Genomic DNA, 18246 nt, shown 5'->3' on the forward strand with positions numbered 1-18246 from the left:
CTTGGCTGGAAGGCTGGCCTGGGGATGCTAGCCTAGCGAGAGGGCTCTACACCACTGACCCAGACGGCATAGCCCTATGCAACGGTTTGCCAACCAACCCCTGCGGGAACGGCCACATCTAGCGGTATTTTCTTCCAGCAAGGTGGGCAACTTTGTGGTCACCATCCCCCTCTTGCGTGGCCTCAAGGAAAAATACCCCGGCTGTGTGCTGGATTTTTTTGGCAGCGAAATTACCCGCGACTTTGAGCTCCACTGCCCCTACATCGACTTCAGTTTCCCCCTCTACAGCCGCCGCCCCGATTACCTCGAGGCCCTAGCGGCCGCTGTGCGGGATCGCGTGGCTCAAGCTGGTCCCTACGATCTGGCCATCAATTGCGACGAGTTTAGCGAGCTCAACCTGGTAGCGGTAACGGCCCTGCGACCCCAGTACATTGCCGGGGCTGGCCTGACCTTGGATTTTCGCCGCAAGTTGGATCCCGGCTCCGACCCGGTGCAGCGCATGCTCCAGGACGACGACTGGAACAGCCTGGAGTTTTTGCAGCGCTATAGAGATATCCTCACCAGCAACTACATTGCCGAGATCTTCTGCCGCCTGGCCTACGTAGAGACGGATTTCTTCCGCCTAGAGCTCCCTAGCCGGGATCCCGATTTTCCGGTGCCGGAGGTCCTCGTGCACATCACCACCACCCGCCGCGCCAAGATGTGGCCGCTTGAATACTGGCGCCAGGTAATCCAGTGGTGCCAGGGCCAGGGCTTGCAGGTGGGGCTAGTAGGTAGCGCCCCCGAGCTACAGCGATCCCTCTACCACGGCGACGGCGAGGAGCAACTGCTGGCTGAGACGGAGATGATTGACTTGCGGGGCAAAACCACCCTCCTCGAGCTGGCGGGGGCCCTGAAGCGGGCGCGGGTCTGTATCTCCGTGGATGCGGGGCCAATGCACATTGCGGCAGCTGTAGGCTGTCCCACCATTGCTCTATTTGGCAACGATGCCGACGGCGATGGAGCTAGCCCCGTGCGACTGTGGGCACCTCGCTTGCCCCATGTTTACGTTACCCAGACTCCCTATAAATGTCGGGTCTGCGCAGAAAACAAGTTCAAAAACGAAGCCTGCCTAGTGGAAGGCCACCCCTGTATGGTTCACCTCAAGCCGGAAACGGTCATTGGCTACCTCAAGGAGATTCTCAAGAAAAGCTAGGGGTCCCGTTTTGCCCTGCCCCTTGGAGCAGTCTGGTAGACAGCAGAGGGTGCCTAGGAGCGCAGGCTGGATCCTTAAAAGTCTGGTTAAGCTGAGAGTTTGATGCCGAAAACTCTGTCCCTAAACCATTTGGGTGTGAGCTGTGACTCCAAGGAGGAGGTACAGCCATCAAGGGAGCCGCCTTGCTGAGCAAAGAAACAAGAGGGCTTGGCAAGGAGTTGCCCTAAAGCTGCTAGCCACCTTTTGCTTTGCCTGCTTGGGGGTAATCATCCGGCTCAACACTCCCGCCCTGCACCCTTTTGAAATTGTGTTTTTGCGCAACCTATTCGGGTTTCTTGCCCTGGTACCGCTGCTTCTGCGAGCAGGGATCCACTCTCTGCACACTGCCAAGATGAGCTTTTACCTCCTGCGCTCGGCAATTAGCACCCTGGGAATGCTGCTTTCCTTCTGGGCGGCCAGCCTGTTGCCTTTGGCAGAAGCCACGGCCCTGAGCTTTGTCCAGCTTTTGTTTGCTGGCATGATGGCGGTTTGGCTGCTGGGGGAACAGATGCGCCCCTCCCGCTGGCTGGGTTTGGGCCTGGGGTTTGTCGGGACTTTAATGATGCTAAGGCCAGGCTTCCGCGAGTTCTCTTTGGGCACAGGGCTAGCCTTAGCGGCGGCGGCGCTCTTTGGCTGGGTGATCATCGTGCTTAAGATCCTCGCCCGCACCGAGTCCAGCCTCACGATCACTGCCTACATGGGCCTGTTGCAGACTCCCCTTTCCTTCTTGGCTGCCGTTTGGGTTTGGACCTGGCCTTCGCCGGAGCAGTGGCTGTGGATGGTGGCGATGGGACTGTTGGGCAGCCTTGGCCAGGTGGCCCTTGCCCAAGCCTACAAGCTAGCCGACGTAACGATGCTCCTGCCTTTGGATTTCTCCCGCCTCCTCTGGGCTAGCCTGCTCGGGTTCTGGGTGTTTGCCGAGATCCCGGATGGGTGGACTTGGGTAGGCGGAACCCTGATTTTAGCAGGCGCCACCTCCGCGGCATACGGCGAGGCCCGCCAAGTTCGTAGCAGGGGAGCCTGCCAAGGACAATGACTTACACCCGTGGCAGGACGGGGCTGGAGCTGGTCACGTCAGTGGTGGTGAGGGCCACCAGCAGGGCTTCGGGGCTAACAGGGAAGGGTAGGTGGTGGATATCCGATCCCGGCTGGCAGGCCACTTGGGCAGCGTGCAGCAGCTCGGCGGATCCCAGGTGATCTAGCTGTAGATCCCGCAAGTTCAGGGGAAGTCCCACCTGGCGGTAGAACTCCAGCAACTGAGTGCGGGCCGCCAGCGCCAACTGGCTTCCCTGCAAGATCTCTTCCAGGCGGAGCTGGGCCAAGATGCCAAAAGCCACTTTCTCCCCGTGCAGGGTGGCCCGGTGCCCCCTCAGATGAGTAAGGCCATTGTGGACAGCGTGGGCGGCCACGGTGCGACACTTGGCCCCTCCCAAGCCGCCGACGATCCCCGCTAGGCAAATGCAGGCATCCACCACTTGCTTCCAAGCTGTTCCGCCCGGCTCCCTCAAGGCCGCCAAGGATTGCTGGAACAGCAGATCCCGCAGGACACGGGCTTGTTGCACAGCAGCAATCACCAAGGCATCTTCCGAGTTGCCACTGCTTACAGAAGACTCGTACCACTTGGCCAAGGCATCTCCGATCCCAGCCACTAGCGTGCGCGCTGGGGCTTGCAGAATGAGCTCGTAGTCCAGGATCAGGGCATCGGGAGCTTGATCCAAGGCCACATCCCGCTGAAAGGCGCCTGCATCGGAGTAGATGTTGGACAGGGCACTCCAGGCGGCACAGGTGGCGGCAGAGGTGGGCACCGTTACCACTGGAATCTTCAAACGATGGGCCACCAGCTTGGCCGTGTCCAGGGCCTTGCCGCCTCCTACCCCCAAAATGCCGGTTACCGATTCTGCTGTGGCCAGTGCCTGCAGGCGAGCCAGCTCCGACTCACTGCAGTCAACCCCGTAGGTAGTCCAGTAAACCTGGACGGCGGGATCCCGAGCAAAATTGCGCTTCAGGGGCAGCTCTGCCACGGCCAGGGATCGCTCCCCCCCAATGACCAACACCCGGGATCCCAGAACCGTCAGAGGTACAGTCCCCAGAATGCCCCTGCCCCGGTACAGGCGGGCCGGCGCCGGGATGGCTAGGTCAAATTCACAAGTTCTCATTCCCAAAAGGGGCAATTACAGACTACGATTCTAGCCGCAAGTTCTGCCTTTCCCACCTCAGGTGTAGTCACGGGCAGGCCTCGCCTGCTTAGAAGGGGTTGAAGGGAGGGTCTGCTATCACAAATCTTTGCCAGCAGTCAACTACGAGTGGTGGTAACCCCCCAACAGATTGGGTAGTATGCGTCTAGCAGTGGCGCAGAGGGTGGGGTTTCCCAGCGTGTTCGGCTTCTTTGGCGGTTTCAAAGCCCAAACCATGCTTGGGGTGGAGATTAACCCCGAGCGCATCGCCGTCGCCCAACTCAAAAAGCAGGGTAGTGGCCGCTATCGGCTGGCTCACTACCACAGCGTGGCAATGCCCGAGGGGGCAATGGCCGAGGGGCGCATCCTCGATCCCAACACCGTTGGCCTGAGCTTGGCTAAATTGCTCAGCGAGTACAAGGTGCCCACCAACTTGCCGGTGGCAACCGCGGTGCCGGCGCGGGAGGCCATTGTTCGCCTCCTTCGCCTACCGGCTGATCTGCCTGCCGATGAACTGCGGCGGGTGGTTTTGGAGCAGGAGGCGGAACTCTACATCCCCTACCCGCGGGATCAGGCGGATGTGGACTACCAACCCCTGGGCCTTGACCTTTCCCAGGATGGCATTGAGCGCATCGAGGTGCTGCTGGTGGCAATCCCCAAGGAGGTGGTGGACAACTACCTGGCGGTGCTGCAAGCAGCCAACTTGAAAGCGCGCTGTGTGGAGCTGGCCAGCTTCTCCCTCATTCGCACCATCCGCGACCAGCTCCTCCAGTACAGCCCTCAAGAGGCAGTGTTGCTCAGCTCCATCGGCTACGACAGCAGCGAGATCAGCATCTTGGTCAACGGCATCCCCCAATTTACCCGCACGGTTAACATCGGCACCGTCCACATGCGGCAGGTGCTGACCCAGTCTCTCAGTTTGCCCTTCAGTCGCACTGGCGAGCTGTTGCGAACTCTGAGGTTACCCCTGCTCAACCCCAACGAGGTTTTGCTTGGCGGTGGGCAGGCGGTTTCCAGCAACCCAGGCGTGGCCGCAGTGGCGCGTGTTGTTACCGACTTGGCCGATGAGCTGAAGCGCTCCATTGACTTCTTCACAAGCACGGAAAGCAACTTCCCGGTGGTGAAGGTCTTTCTGGCCGGCTCCGGGGCCACTATCGGCCAGGTGGATGCTTTCCTATCTCAGTCGTTGGGCATGGCTGTAGAGCTGGCGGATCCTTTTGGCAACATCCTTGTGCCGGATGCCATCGAGGTGCCTCTAGAGGAGCGCCCGGCGATGGGAGTAGCTCTGGGTCTGGCCATGCGGGAAGCCGGCAAGGGATGACCTGCAATACCTAAGCGAGGCGACAGATGTACACCCCAGAGATCAACTTTCTTAAAGAAAGACCGGAAGTTCCCGCCTCCGTCCAGACAGGGGCAGAGGCAATAGCTGCCCCACCCACTGTCGCAGGAGCGGGGAGCTGGGCCCTGGCCCTTGGCCTGGGGTTTGCTGCGGCTGCCGTGGCCATGGGGGGTTTTTTGTACTTCCAGGCCCACTTCTTGCGCCAAAGAGATGCCCTAAGGGCAGAGCGAACCCGCCTCGAAGGGGAACTCAGCACAGCCAATGCCGAGTTAACCCGACTCCAGGGCCTCAGCCAAGAATTACAAACCATTCGCACCCAGACGGAGGGCTTCCGCTCTTTCCTGGGATCCATCCAGCCCTGGTCAGCCATTTTGGAGGAAGTGCGGCGCCGGATCCCTGGCCAAGGGGTGTGGATAACCAACATCAGCGCTTCTGGGGACACCGTAAACATACAAGGAGAGGCGCTGGATTTTCCCTTGGTGAACGACTTTTTGCTCACCTTGCTGGATTCCAACTTCGTAACCAGCGCCGTTCTCAACAGTGCCTCTCGAGCGGAGGGCACACCTGAAACTGAAGCCAGCGTTGCTTACAGCATAACAGTTACTGTTCGGACTATCGGGGATCCCGACCCAGAGTTTACCCGTGAGCTGGAACAGCGGGGAGCAATAGGCCTAGTTGAAAAGATCCGTACCTTGCGTCAAGCGGAGGCGAACTGATGACTGGCTCGCTGGAAAGTTTTCACGATGAACAACTGATGGCACCTCCAGCAGGGCCGCCGGTACTGCTGGGTGTCGAGCTAACTCCCATTCGCATTGGACTTCTGATTGGAATCTTGGGTGTGGGCATGGCGGGCTTTCTGGCCTTCACCCAACTCCGTCCTCTGATCGAAGAAGTGCAAGCCTTGGAAAGAGAGGTGGCCCAAAAAACCAGCCAGTTGCAGGAGGTGCAGGGCCGGGTTGCCAGCCTGCAGGATCTGCCCAACCAGATCGAGAGGGCTCGCGGGCAGCAGCAACAGCTCAGCGCTTTGTTTGCTACTCCTGAGAATGCCGACACTCAGCTGATCGATCTCAACCGCCTGGTGCAGGGGCAACCTAACAGTCAGTTGCTCAGTTTCAGCCCTTCTCCTTTAACGCCGGCTTCTTCGGACAACCCCGAAGTGCCCGCAATCATTGCTCCAGCCATCCAGGTGCAGACCACGCGCGTCACAGTGCAGGGTCCCTACGCTGACATTATCAACCTCATGAGAGACATCGAGCGTTTTCGGGCTCTGTTTCGCGTGGGCAACCTCTCCCTCAATCCCGTTCAAGGGAGGGGGGAGCTGAACGTCGCCTTCGACTTGACCGCCTATTACTACAACAAAGACATTCCCTTGGGTACTGCCCCTGCGCCCAAAGGACAACCCTCCCCTGCACCAGAACAGCTCGCCCCTACTCAATCTGAACCAGAGCAGCCAGCACCCGGTCAATAGGTCAGCCTGAACCCTGCTTAGGCTCTGGTGGCTGACAGCGGGTTCTGTCGCAAGGGGCAACCCAGAGGTGAGGGACATCTATCTAGTGTGACTGTAGGGAAGATTGGAGAAAAAGGCCTCTACAGGTAGTGGCAAAAGCCAAAATTTCGGCTTTGATTAGGGAAGCACGGCCTAGACCTGTGCTGAAGGTCAAGCAGGAACACGCTTGGACAAGGGAGTGAGGTGTGAGGATAATGAGCCGTCGAGTTGCTTGGGGATGGGCATTGAGCTTGATCCTTTCTCTGCCCCTGTTGGCCGTAGAAAGCCGGCCTGATGAGGCTGCTGCCCAACAATTGACCTCCACCCATCCGCAAAGCCTCAGCCGTATCACCGATATTCGGCTAGTGCCCCACGGCAACCGCATGAGACTGGAGATCCAAACCACGGGGGGCGCCCGTCCGCAGGTGTTCTTTACCCAACAGGGCCGGTCTTGGATTGGGGATATCGCCAATGCCCAACTGGATAGAGGTCAAGGCCGCTATCGTCAGGATTCTCCCCTGCCGGGAGTGCGCTTCATCGAAGCCAAGCAAATAGGTAGTGACAGCGTGCGGGTAGAAATTGCCGGCGTTGCGGCAGCTCCCCAAGGCTTGCTGGCCCAGCGTAGCCCAACGCAGTTAGTCTTCGAGTTTGAGGGCTTGCCCTCTGCCCTGCCAGCTCCTGTAGCTGCAGCGCCCAGCCAAGAAGTAGTGCCCAATCAACCAGCCTCGCCAACTCGAGCTCAGCCTGGTGCCCCACCGGCAACCCCTGCCTCTTCTCCGGCTGCTCAAAACTCTCCTTCTCCCCCCGTGGCAGCTGCTACTCCTCAGCCTCTTGCCCAAAACTCCCCCTCTTCCCCGCCAGCTCAGACAGCTCCTACTCCTCAGCCAGCTTCTCCTAGGCCGGTCATTTCTCAGGTGCCCTCCGTGGGCCAGCTTAACCAACCGCAATTGCCGCCAGGAAGCTTGCCCACTGGATCCCCCTTCCAGGGGAGAGCTGTGGCCCCTCCTGCTGGAGATATTGCCATCGGCACCATCTTGCCTGATCCTCCTCCGATTGACCTTGGATCCACAGCCAAGATTAGCTTGACCCTAAAGGATGCTCCCGTAGGCGATGTGTTGAGCCTGCTGGCGCGGCGAGCAGGGTTGAATGTGGTGCTCAACGATGTCCCGCCCGACTTAACCATCTCTCTGGACGTGCAAGACTCGCCCTTGCAGGAGACATTCAACTATATCTTGCGGCTGAAACAGTTGCAGGCTCAGCGCCGGGGTCAGACTGTATTCATTGGAAAAACGTTGCCAGGAGTGGCAGGGGTTCTGGTGCGGAACTACCGCTTGAATCAGGCAGTCGCTACCAAGGAGTTGGTGGAGCGGCTCAAAGGAGTTCTAGACGCCGTTGCACCAGGTGCTCAATTTTTTGAGGATCCACGCACCAACTCTATTACTGTGATTGGCACGCCACAACAGCAGGATATTGTAGCTGCTCAGATTGCCCAGTTGGATGTGCGTCGGCGACAGGTTTTGATTTCCCTGAGAGCAGTTGATATTCGCTTGAACAAAAACGAAAGCTTATCAGTTAACTTGGGAGGGGCATCTGGCAACTTTGCCCTTGGAACCTTGGGAGACGCCGATTTTGGTGGTCAACCGCTCAATCAACCTGCGGGATCCTCGGTAAGCTCTATCGGCCCTGCAAGCCCATCAGGATCCATCACGGGAATATTTAACACTCTCAACCGGCTGCAGCAGTCTTTGGCTCTAAGAGTGCAGTCTGCAATACGAAATGGAACTGGAAAAATTCTAACTGACCCCAAAGTTGTGGTGGCAGATGGCGGATCCAGTCGAATTAGCATTGGAACCAGCGTGCCTGTTAACGTTGAAGTCATCACCATACCCCAGGGCGAAAACCAGCCTCCAATTACGACTGAGCGTTTGCAGCGAGAGGATGCTGGGGTTATCCTTAACGTCTCAGAAGTTAGGATAGATGACAATGGGTTTGTCACCCTGACCATTCAGCCGGAAATTTCTATTCCTATACCCATTCAAGTATTGCAAGGCGGAGACTTTGCAGGCATTCAACTTTTTAACATCGACAAAAGGCGGCTGGAAGCATCTCAGCTCAGGTTAAGAGATGGGCAAACCTTTATTATTGCTGGCCTCATTCAAGACAGGGACATCGTTAACGTTCAAAAAGTGCCTTTCCTAGGCGACTTGCCTCTTTTGGGTGCTTTGTTCCGCTCTCAGAGTGTAGATAACGAGCGCAATGAAGTGGTCTTCATGCTAACGCCCTACATTATGGATGATAATGTTGCTTTTGGTCTTCCTCCCAATCCGTAAAATTCCCAATCCGTAAAATAGGGTTATGCCGAACTGCCAAGTTTCGTGACATCCTCCCAACACTGATACTATAGGCACAGCGCAGGACCCATAGCTCCCCACACCCCTCATGAGTTAACTCTCGACAGTCCTGAGTTACTGGCTGCATTAGCTTCGGGATCCGTTGAGTTGCATTCAGCAGCTAATGGCTTCTTCAAGTGGCCTGGGATCCACCTCGGGCAAGAAGCGCCAATTCCACCTGATTTTCTTGGGGCTGCCCCAGTTGCACCTCCACATCTCGGCCAAAGAAGCCTTGCATTTTTTTCTGGTAGCTTTCCTGCCATTGTTGAAAGGAAACCTTGGGAGAATAACAGAAGCCCTAAAGTATACCGTCCATCCCGCAGTTCTTCTCTACACCCTCTCACCTTGGGCAGCTCCGCCTCTAGAGAGCCCCGTAGGCCGAAAAACTCCAGATATGCGTTGGCCTCGTAGCTAGTGATGTCGGCGCGGACTCGTTTTTGGAGAAAGCTGGGAGCACCTCCGGAGAAGGGGATGTCAGCGCAGGCCCTAGCTTGACGCTCACGCCCCCCTCAGCAGCAAAGGGATCCCGGCAACAGGCCGATTGGCAAAGCCCCAACCGTGGGGGCAACTCCAGCCAGCAATACTAAGCATCGCAGGCAAAAAGCTACCTGAAACCCAGGCTAGCAGGAAATGTAGCGGCGGTGGACTTAACCCCCACTGGGGTGAATAATTACAGAGACGTCCACCTGGTGTGTTGAGGAGTGGCCTGTGGTTCTATCTCATCTGTCCAGAGCGTCTCATCGCTTGCGCCTGCTGGATCGCAAAGCCCAGGAGCGGGCCCCTCTTTTTGAGGCCATCCGCCACTACTGCAGCTTGGATAAGGCTCCCTTTCACACGCCCGGCCATAAGCAGGGACGGGGGATCGCCACCGATTTGCGGGAGTTTTTGGGAGAAAACGTCTTCCGAGCGGATCTGACGGAGCTGCCGGAGGTGGACAACCTCCACGATCCCGACGGCGTGATCCGGGAGGCGCAGGAGCTAGCCGCAGCGGCCTACGGCGCCGATCGCAGTTGGTTTTTGGTCAACGGCTCCACTTGTGGCGTAGAAACCCTGGTGATGGCGGTGTGCGACCCAGGGGACAAGATCCTACTACCGCGCAACTGTCACAAGTCGGCCATCGCCGGCGTGATCCTCTCTGGGGCCGTGCCCGTCTACATTGAGCCAGATTTTGACTTGGAGCTGGGCATTGCCCACGGCATCACCCCTGCCAGCCTGGAGCAAGCCCTGGCCCAGCACCCCGACGCCAAGGGCGTGTTGGTGGTCAGCCCCACCTACTATGGGGTTTGCTGCGACTTAGAAGCGCTGGCAGCCATTGCCCATGCCCACAACCTGCCTCTGCTAGTGGACGAAGCCCACGGGCCCCACTTTGGCTTTCACCCAGAACTGCCCCTCTCCGCCTTGGAAGCCGGGGCTGACCTGGTGGTGCAGTCCACCCATAAAGTCATCTCCGGCATGACCCAGGCATCGATGCTGCACCTCAAGGGATCCCGAGTCGATCCCAACCGAGTCCGCAACATCCTGCAGCTGCTGCAGTCCACCAGCCCTAACTACGTGCTCATGATGTCGCTGGACGTGGCGCGGCGGCAGATGGCCCTGGAAGGGGAAGTTCTCCTGGGCCAAGCCCTGGCTTTGGCGGATCAGGCCCGCGCCCGCCTCAACCGCATCCCAGGCATCTTCTGCTTCGGCCCGGAGCGCATTGGCTCCACTCCCGGCTTTTTCGATCTGGATCGCACCCGCTTGACCGTGACGGTGTCGGGGCTGGGCCTCTTTGGCTTCGACGCCCACGACTGGGTCAACGAGCACTTCCACGTGCAGCCGGAGATGTCTACCCTGCACAACGTGGTCTTTATTGTTAGCCTCGGCAATACCCAGCGGGATATCGACCGGCTGGTGGAGAGCTTTGCGGCTTTGTCGAAGTATGCCCAGGGATCCCCGCCTTCCCTGGCAATGGCCGAGAAACTGCGGCGCCTGGCCGAATTGAAACGCCCCCCCCTCCCGCCCCAACGGCTCTCGCCGCGGCAGGCCTTTTTTGCCCCCATCGAGCGGATCCCTTTTCAAGAAGCTGTGGGCCGCATCTGTGCCGAAATCATTTCCCCCTACCCGCCCGGGATCCCCATTTTGGTGCCTGGCGAAGAGGTAACCCAAGAGGCAGTGGACTATCTGCTGCTGGTGCACGAGGCGGGCGGCTTCATCAACGGCCCCGAAGACGTGCGGCTGCAGACCCTCAAAGTCGTCAAAACCTAGCTCCTCAACTGCCAGGCTTCGCCGTCTGGGCAGGGGGGAGTGCTGGCAGGGGGCTGGGAGAGTTGCGGCGATGGCGGACAACCTTCACCCGATCCACCCGCGGCCCCTCCATGCGCACCACCTGGAACTCGAGGCCTTGGTAGGTAAACCTTTCCCCTACGCGCGGGATCTTCTGCATCTGGTAAATCAAAAAGCCTCCCAGCGTTTGGTAATCCTCATGCAAGGGGAGGTTAAGGTGGCAGCGCTCGTTGACCTCTTCGATGTCCAACTGGGCCTGGATAAGGAGAGTGTTTTCGTCCAGCTCCTCGATGTCCGGCTCCTTCCTTTTGGGATCCGGCCCATCGGAGAGCTTGCCGACGATCTCCTCCACCAAATCCTGAATGGTAATCAGGCCCGCTGTGCCGCCAAACTCATCCACTAGCACCACCATCGGCCAGTGGTGCCGTTGCATCTCCGGCAAGAGCTCTGCGATCAGCTTGTTTTCCGGCTCAAAGTGAACCTCCCGAATGAAGGGAGCAATGGGGCTGTGCAAATCTAAGGATCCCTTGGCCAGCTCGCCAATGAGCTCCTTGACGTGAATCAGCCCCCGGATGTCGTCCAAAGACTCGCCGTAGACCGGGTAGCGGGAATGCCCTGATTCGGCCACCTCCGCCAGCACCTCCTGGACTGTGGCGGTTTCGGGCACGGCGTCGATGCTGGTGCGCGGGATCATCACCTCGCTGGCCACTGTCTCGCCAAACTCAAAGATGTTGCTCAACAGCTCCCGCTCCTCCGCCTCGATGTTGCCCGACTCCACCGACGAGGCAATCAGCAGCTGTAGCTCCTCCACCGTCATCGTGCTGTAAAAAGAAGTAGCCTCCGGAACGCGGACGCCCAAAAGGCGCAGCACGCAGCGGGAGGAAAACCGCAGGAGCTCCACAAAAGGATGTAAAAAGCGGCTTACCAGTCGGTTGAGCCAGGCCAGCTTTAGGGCAATTGGCTCCGAGTAGAGAATGGCCAGAGTCTTGGGGAGCAGCTCCCCCAACACGATCTGCAAATAGGTGAGAAGCGAAAATACCGCTACCCCCGACCCACCTTGCACAAGAGCGGGATCCATACCCTGAAACCAGGGCAGTTGCCTCAGAGCCAAGAACAGCGTCGGCGCCACTTGGGTAGCCCCGATCCAGCCCAACAGGACGCTGGCTAGGGTGATGCCCAATTGGGCGGTGGAGAGGGCATACTCCAACTGCTCCTGGGCTTTTTGGACCATTGCCGCCTGGCGGTTCCCCTCACCGGCCAACTGCACCATGCGGGAGCGCCGCGCCGAAACCAAGGAAAACTCCACCGCCACAAAGAAAGCGTTGATGAGGAGAAGGGCAATAATCCAGAGGAGACTGAGAGACGCCTCTCCCCACGCAAGCTTAGAGCTAGGTGCCGAGCCTAAAGGAGGGTCGTCCATCAGGGGAGCAGCAAGACGGATAGACAGCATTCTAGCTTAGAGCGCCTCCGGCCCTTGATTCTCTGGCGCCCGTCAGGTGGGCTAGAGAACGGCGGACTCCCGCTGCTGCGTCAATCGGCGATAATATTCCTACCCCTTTTCCTGCTGCAGTAGGTGCCGACCATGCCCGATTTTCTGCCCTACGCCTACTTTCAGGGCCAGATCGTTCCCTTTGCCGAGGCGAAGATCTCCATTGCCACCCATGCTCTGCACTACGGAACGGCAGCGTTTGGCGGCCTGCGCGGGATCCCCGATCCGCAAAATCCGGATCAAGTGCTGGTGTTTCGCCTGGATCGCCACTGCCGACGGCTAAGCCAGAGTGCCCGCCTACTCTGCTTCGATTTGCCTGCGGAGAAGATCGAGCAGGTCATTGTGGAGCTGATCCGGAAAAACCGCCCTTCCACCTCTTTCTACATCCGCCCCTTGGTGTATACCTCCGACCTAGGCATCTCACCGCGGCTGCACAACATCGAGAAAGACTTCTTTGTGTACGGGTTGGAATTGGGAGACTACCTCTCGCCGGAAGGGGTAAGTTGCCGCATCAGCTCCTGGGCCCGCCAGGAGGATCGCAGCCTACCGCTGCGGGGCAAGATCACTGGTGCCTACATTACCTCCTCCCTGGCCAAGACCGAGGCAGTACAGTCTGGCTTCGACGAAGCTATCTTAATCAGCTCCCAGGGCAAAGTGAGCGAAGCCTCGGGCATGAACATCTTCATCGTGCGCAACGGCGTGCTGATTACCCCCAGCTTCGACCAAGACATCCTGGAAGGGATCACCCGCGACAGCGTCCTCACCTTGGCCCGCGACCTAGGGATCCCCACCCAAGAACGCCCTGTCGATAAGTCAGAGCTGTTCATCGCTGACGAGGCCTTCCTCACTGGCACCGCCGCCAAGATCACGCCCATCCGCCAGATCGAGCAGTACGTCCTGCCGTCGTCCCGCCCCATTACCGAGCAACTGCGGCAGAAGCTAACAGCCATCATGGAAAACCGGGATCCCGCCTATTCCCACTGGGTAAAGGTGATCCCCCTGAACTAGGTTGCCATCTCCAAGCTGGCTAGGTGCGATATAGATAGTTAGAGCTGGAGAGGGATCCCTTGCACGAGATTTCCATCACCTGGGCCGACTACCACCGCAAAATCGAAGAGCTGGCCGTCAAGGTTTACGAAAGCGGCTGGGAGTTTAACCAAATTGTCTGCATCGCCAAGGGCGGGCTGCGTATTGGCGACACTCTAGCCCGCCTATTCGATCTCCCTCTAGCAATTCTTGCTGCTTCCTCCTACTCCGGCCCTGGCAATCGTCAGCGAGGGCAGCTAATTTTCTCGCGGGATCTGGCCATGACTACCGCCAACCTGGGCAGCCACGTGTTGTTGGTGGACGACTTGGTCGATTCCGGCATGACCCTGAAGCGCTCTGTCCACTGGCTCAAGCACCACTACGGCTTTTACATCGAGGAAATCCGCACCGGTGTACTCTGGTACAAAGCAGCCTCCATCTATCAACCGGATTACTATGTGGACTATTTGCCCGATAACCCTTGGATTCACCAGCCCTTCGAACCCTACGAGCAGATGACACCCAAGCAGCTAATGGAGTCCCTGCGCTCTTTGGGTTAAACTGCAAATCTAACTCCTGAGTAAGCTTTTAGATCGACAAGCAGCTCAACACACCGTATTCCGGTTGCTGAAGTTGCACCCCTACTTAGTTGCAACTACATTTAGGCTAACTGGTTCCCCGAGAAAGACCATATCGCTGCAATCATTGAACAGCCCAAATCTGTCCACCTTTCGAATAACCCTGAAACCTACCTGAGCAAGTAAAGCAAATAAGTATTCCCACGAGAAGCCAACTTTATGGTAGTTTTGCTCATCTACTTGGTCACCAAACATCATACGCATAATGCGAAACCTCTGCTCTAAAGAAACTTCATCCTTCAGATAAAGACGGCAGAGAGTAGGCATATCTGGGACACTGATCATCAACTGGCCCCCAAAGCGCAAAACCCGGTGCCACTCTTTGAGAGCAGTAGGTAGTTCACGTGTGTAGTTAAAGCGCTGCAGAATATAGGGAGCGTAGATGGCTTCTATAGAGTTATCTTCAAATTGACTGAGATCAATGGCGCTTCCAACATAATCCACATGGTCTCCTACCTGACTATCTAGAATCTTCCAGTCTGGATGAGGCTGCTTACCTCCAATATGAAGACGAATAGACTCAGCGGGCTTGGGCTCAGCTTGGCGATCTTCTAGAGGAGGAATAGATTGAATAAGTTGATGCTCATAAGCTAGCTCGAAGAAAACTCTCTCCATGGCTTTAGCCAACCGCTTTGGATCCCATACTATTGATCTGTGATATGAATCTCGAATAGTTTGCTTAGCTTTAGCCAAGCGTTCTGGATTATTGCCTAGCTGGATCCCACGCTCAATAAACTCCTCCACCGACCAGGTGATGCAATCCTCGAGGCCAACATTTTTCAGCAGGCTGTAACTCATTCGGCCATAGTAATGCCTGCCCACTAGGGTAAGGACTGGCACACCCATATAGAGAGCTTCCATGGTGTGGGTTGCACCTGTGTAGGGGAAGGTATCCAGAACGAGATCCACTAAGGCTAGTTGGCCACGATGCTCTTCCACACTGCTGGCTCGAGCAAGAAATCGGACGCGATCGAGAACGCCCAGCTCTTTGGCTCTTTCCTGGTAGCGTCTAATAACCGTAGCAATTTCTCCTGATCCTTTGACAATCAAAACTCCGTTGGGAACGGCCTTTAAGATTTGCAGGTGAGCGTCGATACATTTGGGAGTACGTTTGTAAGCACTAGCTGCGGTTAGGAAAACAACATTTTTCGGCTCTATTCTCAGACTAGTCTTAAAGTCTACCTCGTTGGCAGCACAGACGTCCAGATGATCAACAGCACAGTAGCTGGGCAAGCGAATAATTCTTTCATGGTAGTCAGATTGGGCCTCCTCAGGAAGGATATAGGGATCGGCAAAGAAGTAGTCAAATTCCGGCAAACCAACAGCATCTCCGCCAAGCCAACCAATTTGGATAGGAGCGACCCGCAAAGCTGCTACGATGCTGGCATCGTGACTGGTAAGGGAGTCCATAAAAACCATGATATCGATGCGATCCTCACGCGCTTGAGCAGCTACTTGAGGCGGCTTGGTTTCTCCTGGAAAAAAGCGAAAATGGAGATTTTCGTGAGAGCGAAACTTTTGATACATATTGTCATGACTGGCCATATCTTCATTTTTCCACCCCTGGTAGTAGTAGTAGACAACGTCCAGAAGATCGCGAGATAGGTTCCTGAGAGTAGCCTCACTGAGAAAGCCAACCGAATGTCGCTGAAAGCAGTTACCCAGAAAGCCTACCCTCAGCTTTCGCTTAGTTCTGCCAGATCCGCAGTAGTCTCGCTGATTCTTCTGCCAATATTCCGACCAAAGAAAGTCTCGCTGAGAAGCCATTAAGCTTAGGCAGTCGTTAAAGATTCTACCACCAATTTGTTGGTAATGACGAATCAGAGAGCAATCGTCAGTTAGATAACTCCAACAAAAGCAAACTCGAAACAGAATGGCTTTAGCAATCGTTAGACTCTCGAGTAGATTTTCATCGTTAATTCTTAGTGATCCTAAGTCGGCTTCCCTCGATAAAATTAAGTCTATAATTTTCTGGATAACAAAGTTTACCCGTTCCAGCTGTGCAGCATGGATCAACTTTTCCAGCGATTCTGATAGAAGGGATAGACGAAGAGTAAAGTTCTCTTGCACCTGTGAGCTCTCGGCCGCCGTGATGAGAGCTTCTCCTAAAATGGAATAGCCATCACTGGTAGAGTTCTGGAAGAAGGCGCGGGCTGCCCTCTGAAAAAAGTCACCGATTAAGTCCTCTATCGTCCACAAACCTTCATAGCGTTTCGCCTGCTCGGGATCCACAGCATGAGCCAGCTGGGCTAGCAAAGCAGCAAATCCGGATTTCTGGTCCTCCAAAAGACGAGCTTGTAAAGCTGTGGCCACCTCAAAAAACAAATCCAGGTAGCCGTCATCCCATAGCCGAGTGAGAAGTTGAGTCAGGAGGGGCTCCTGGGTAATGTCTAGGGTCTGCTCTTCTCCCAAACTGGCCAATTGCTCCGCCAAAGCCTGCCCGTAAAAGCCCACGGCCAGCTCGTCTTGAGCTTGCAGAGCCCGCATCAGCAAAACTTGGGTGTTATCCCGCCGGAATGGATCCAGCTCAAAAGCCAGCTCGCGCAGCTTCAGGCAAACCTGGAAACGTTGTTGCTGCGAATCTTCAGTGGAGCTTTTTTCCAGGCTTTCTGCCAAGGATAGCAACACCTCTACCACCTTCTCCGCCGGCAGGATTCCTGCTTCTACCAAAGGTGTGTAGAGCTGGTAGGCAAGGTTCAGCCGGTTGGCAACCAAGGCCTGCTCCAGCGCCGATAGGGTGATTGCCTCTGGCTCAGAGGGAGAAGCCGACTCATCAGCCAATGAAGATGAGGGGAGGTCACAGAAGCCCCGCAAAAACTCCCGCCAACCCTTTGCGTCTTGCTCTCGGTCTTGCTCTCGGTAGAAAGCCACCAGCCACTCTGCAAAGGCATTGGGAGCCTGCTGAAGCAGTTGCCTAGCTTCCAGGATCTGGGCTTGCAGTGTAGGGTTCATGGGTGGGAAGGAGATCACTAGTCCTAGTTTGCCCCGCTGCAGCCAGCTCAGCTAGACCACCGGTTTTTGGGCTGCCCCTAGCAGAGATCCGCAATTGCACTCCGTGGGAGGGGACTGTTATGAACTGCCCGCCAGCGGGGTAAGTTAATAGCGGCAGGTAACCTGCACGGTTCACTCTCTAGGTTGTCAAAGGATCGAGTACCATGAGCGCGAAGTCTCGTCAGTCTCTGTTTCGGGCCAAACTGGCTCAGCAAATTCTCTCCAAAGCCAAGGGCTTCACCCTGATTGAGCTGTTGGTGGTGATTGTAATTGTGGGTGTGCTGTCTGCAGTGGCAATCCCGCAGTTCTTAAACCAAGTGCGCCGCTCCCGTACAGCCGAAGCTCAAGCGGCTCTCACTGAAGTAGGCCGTGCCTCTGAAGTCTACCGACTCGACTTCGGCGTCTATCCTGACAAGTATTCTAGGATCGAGCACGGTGGAGAAAATAATGACAAGTACATGAACGATCCGTGGAGGGCTCCCAACTACCAGACACCAGTGGCTAGTGAGCGTTCGACCAGTAATCCTCACGCACTAAGGTGGGACACAACATCCAAGGGTGCTCCATACATCAACAAGTCTGGTAAGAACATTCAATGCACCATTGGGCTGGGAGCACAGGAACCAGTAGTGACGACTTTACCTACCTTCGTTGGTAAGAGCTGCAACGTCTTTGACTAGTTTCTATCTCTACTTTATGTACTCCGTGGCTCCCTGTGGGGAGCTTTTTTATTTCAGTTGCTCCAGTCTCCCTCAAGAGTAGGCAAGGGCTCTAGGCTAAACCAGTGAACTAGAGCGAGGACAGTAACTGTGATGGGTAGGAGATGCGAGTAAGAATACCCTTTTCGATGAGGTTCTGGTTGGTTTCAGGATTGTTGTAAAGTATGAACTCTTGATAAAGAGCTGCCATGCAAGTTCTATCTCCTGAGCAATAAGCGTCCCGTGAGGCCAAGTGAAAGGGAACCCGAAAGTTTAAGTAGTGCAAAATAGAGGGGAATGATGTTACCAAGGTATGACATTCTGGAATATCAAAGCTATGTACGCTATTGGGTAAGAGAGTGGGATGGATCCGAGCTGCTGACTTTCCATTTTGATAAGCTAAAAAGTATTGACTCTTGCCGGAAACTCTCTGAAGCTCAGTACAGAGTCCTGGCTCTAAGGCAGCAGGGTTTTTCTTAAATAGAGTGACATCGCGAAAATAGTCCTCGACTTCAAATA

Annotated in this window: 13 protein-coding genes and 1 pseudogene; 10 read left to right on the plus strand and 4 right to left on the minus strand. The window is 56.3% G+C overall.

What is annotated here, in order from left to right; all coding sequences use genetic code 11:
- Positions 1-76: 76 nt before the first annotated feature.
- Positions 77-1195, plus strand: a complete 1119-nt coding sequence (locus NW806_RS07030) for a glycosyltransferase family 9 protein (RefSeq protein ID WP_414410539.1) — start codon at positions 77-79, stop codon at positions 1193-1195.
- A gap of 142 nt (positions 1196-1337) precedes the next feature.
- A complete protein-coding gene (locus NW806_RS07035; RefSeq protein WP_414410540.1) occupies positions 1338-2270 on the plus strand; it encodes a DMT family transporter in 933 nt (310 codons plus the stop codon).
- Position 2271: 1 nt separating this feature from the next.
- On the opposite strand, the gene NW806_RS07040 is transcribed toward NW806_RS07035, so the two are convergent.
- Positions 2272-3390, minus strand: a complete 1119-nt coding sequence (locus NW806_RS07040) for an iron-containing alcohol dehydrogenase family protein (RefSeq protein ID WP_414410541.1) — start codon at positions 3388-3390, stop codon at positions 2272-2274.
- Between the two features lie 178 nt (positions 3391-3568).
- On the opposite strand from NW806_RS07040, the gene pilM reads away from it, so the two are divergent.
- The 5 genes from pilM (at position 3569) to NW806_RS07065 (ending at position 10867) form a co-directional block, all read left to right on the plus strand.
- On the plus strand, positions 3569-4729 hold the full coding sequence (gene pilM / locus NW806_RS07045; RefSeq protein ID WP_414410542.1) for a type IV pilus biogenesis protein PilM: 1161 nt from the start codon (positions 3569-3571) through the stop codon (positions 4727-4729).
- Positions 4730-4755: 26 nt separating this feature from the next.
- Positions 4756-5463, plus strand: a complete 708-nt coding sequence (locus NW806_RS07050) for a PilN domain-containing protein (protein ID WP_414410543.1) — start codon at positions 4756-4758, stop codon at positions 5461-5463.
- Positions 5463-6215 (plus strand): hypothetical protein, encoded by a 753-nt coding sequence (locus NW806_RS07055; RefSeq protein ID WP_414410544.1) that lies wholly within the window; start codon positions 5463-5465, stop codon positions 6213-6215. Before NW806_RS07050 ends, NW806_RS07055 begins: the two co-directional genes overlap by 1 nt.
- 233 nt (positions 6216-6448) lie before the next feature.
- Positions 6449-8563 carry an AMIN domain-containing protein gene (locus tag NW806_RS07060; protein ID WP_414410545.1) on the plus strand — a complete coding sequence of 705 codons (2115 nt, stop codon included), beginning with the start codon at positions 6449-6451 and terminating at the stop codon, positions 8561-8563.
- 768 nt (positions 8564-9331) lie between these two features.
- On the plus strand, positions 9332-10867 hold the full coding sequence (locus NW806_RS07065) for an aminotransferase class I/II-fold pyridoxal phosphate-dependent enzyme (protein ID WP_414410546.1): 1536 nt from the start codon (positions 9332-9334) through the stop codon (positions 10865-10867).
- Between the two features lie 4 nt (positions 10868-10871).
- On the opposite strand, the gene NW806_RS07070 is transcribed toward NW806_RS07065, so the two are convergent.
- The gene (locus NW806_RS07070) at positions 10872-12305 is read right to left on the minus strand and encodes a hemolysin family protein (protein ID WP_414410547.1); all 1434 of its coding nucleotides are present in this window, start codon (positions 12303-12305) and stop codon (positions 10872-10874) included.
- 162 nt (positions 12306-12467) lie between these two features.
- Between NW806_RS07070 and NW806_RS07075 the strand changes: the two genes are divergently transcribed.
- Both NW806_RS07075 and NW806_RS07080 read left to right on the plus strand, forming a co-directional pair.
- Complete coding sequence (locus NW806_RS07075; protein ID WP_414393039.1) at positions 12468-13382, plus strand: branched-chain amino acid transaminase; 915 nt, start codon at positions 12468-12470, stop codon at positions 13380-13382.
- A gap of 59 nt (positions 13383-13441) precedes the next feature.
- Positions 13442-13960: a phosphoribosyltransferase gene (locus NW806_RS07080; RefSeq protein WP_414410548.1), complete on the plus strand. Its 519-nt coding sequence runs from the start codon at positions 13442-13444 to the stop codon at positions 13958-13960.
- Positions 13961-14041: 81 nt separating this feature from the next.
- Here the strand turns inward: NW806_RS07080 and NW806_RS07085 are convergent, their stop codons facing one another.
- A complete protein-coding gene (locus NW806_RS07085; RefSeq protein ID WP_414410549.1) occupies positions 14042-16990 on the minus strand; it encodes a methyltransferase domain-containing protein in 2949 nt (982 codons plus the stop codon).
- 203 nt (positions 16991-17193) lie between these two features.
- On the opposite strand from NW806_RS07085, the gene NW806_RS07090 reads away from it, so the two are divergent.
- A complete protein-coding gene (locus NW806_RS07090) occupies positions 17194-17709 on the plus strand; it encodes a type IV pilin protein (RefSeq protein ID WP_414410550.1) in 516 nt (171 codons plus the stop codon).
- Between the two features lie 109 nt (positions 17710-17818).
- Here the strand turns inward: NW806_RS07090 and NW806_RS07095 are convergent.
- Positions 17819-18246: pseudogene (locus NW806_RS07095) on the minus strand (glycosyltransferase family 2 protein); the annotation flags it as partial.

It is taken from the genome of Synechococcus sp. W65.1 (assembly GCF_047461615.1).
Classification (GTDB): domain Bacteria; phylum Cyanobacteriota; class Cyanobacteriia; order Thermostichales; family Thermostichaceae; genus Thermostichus.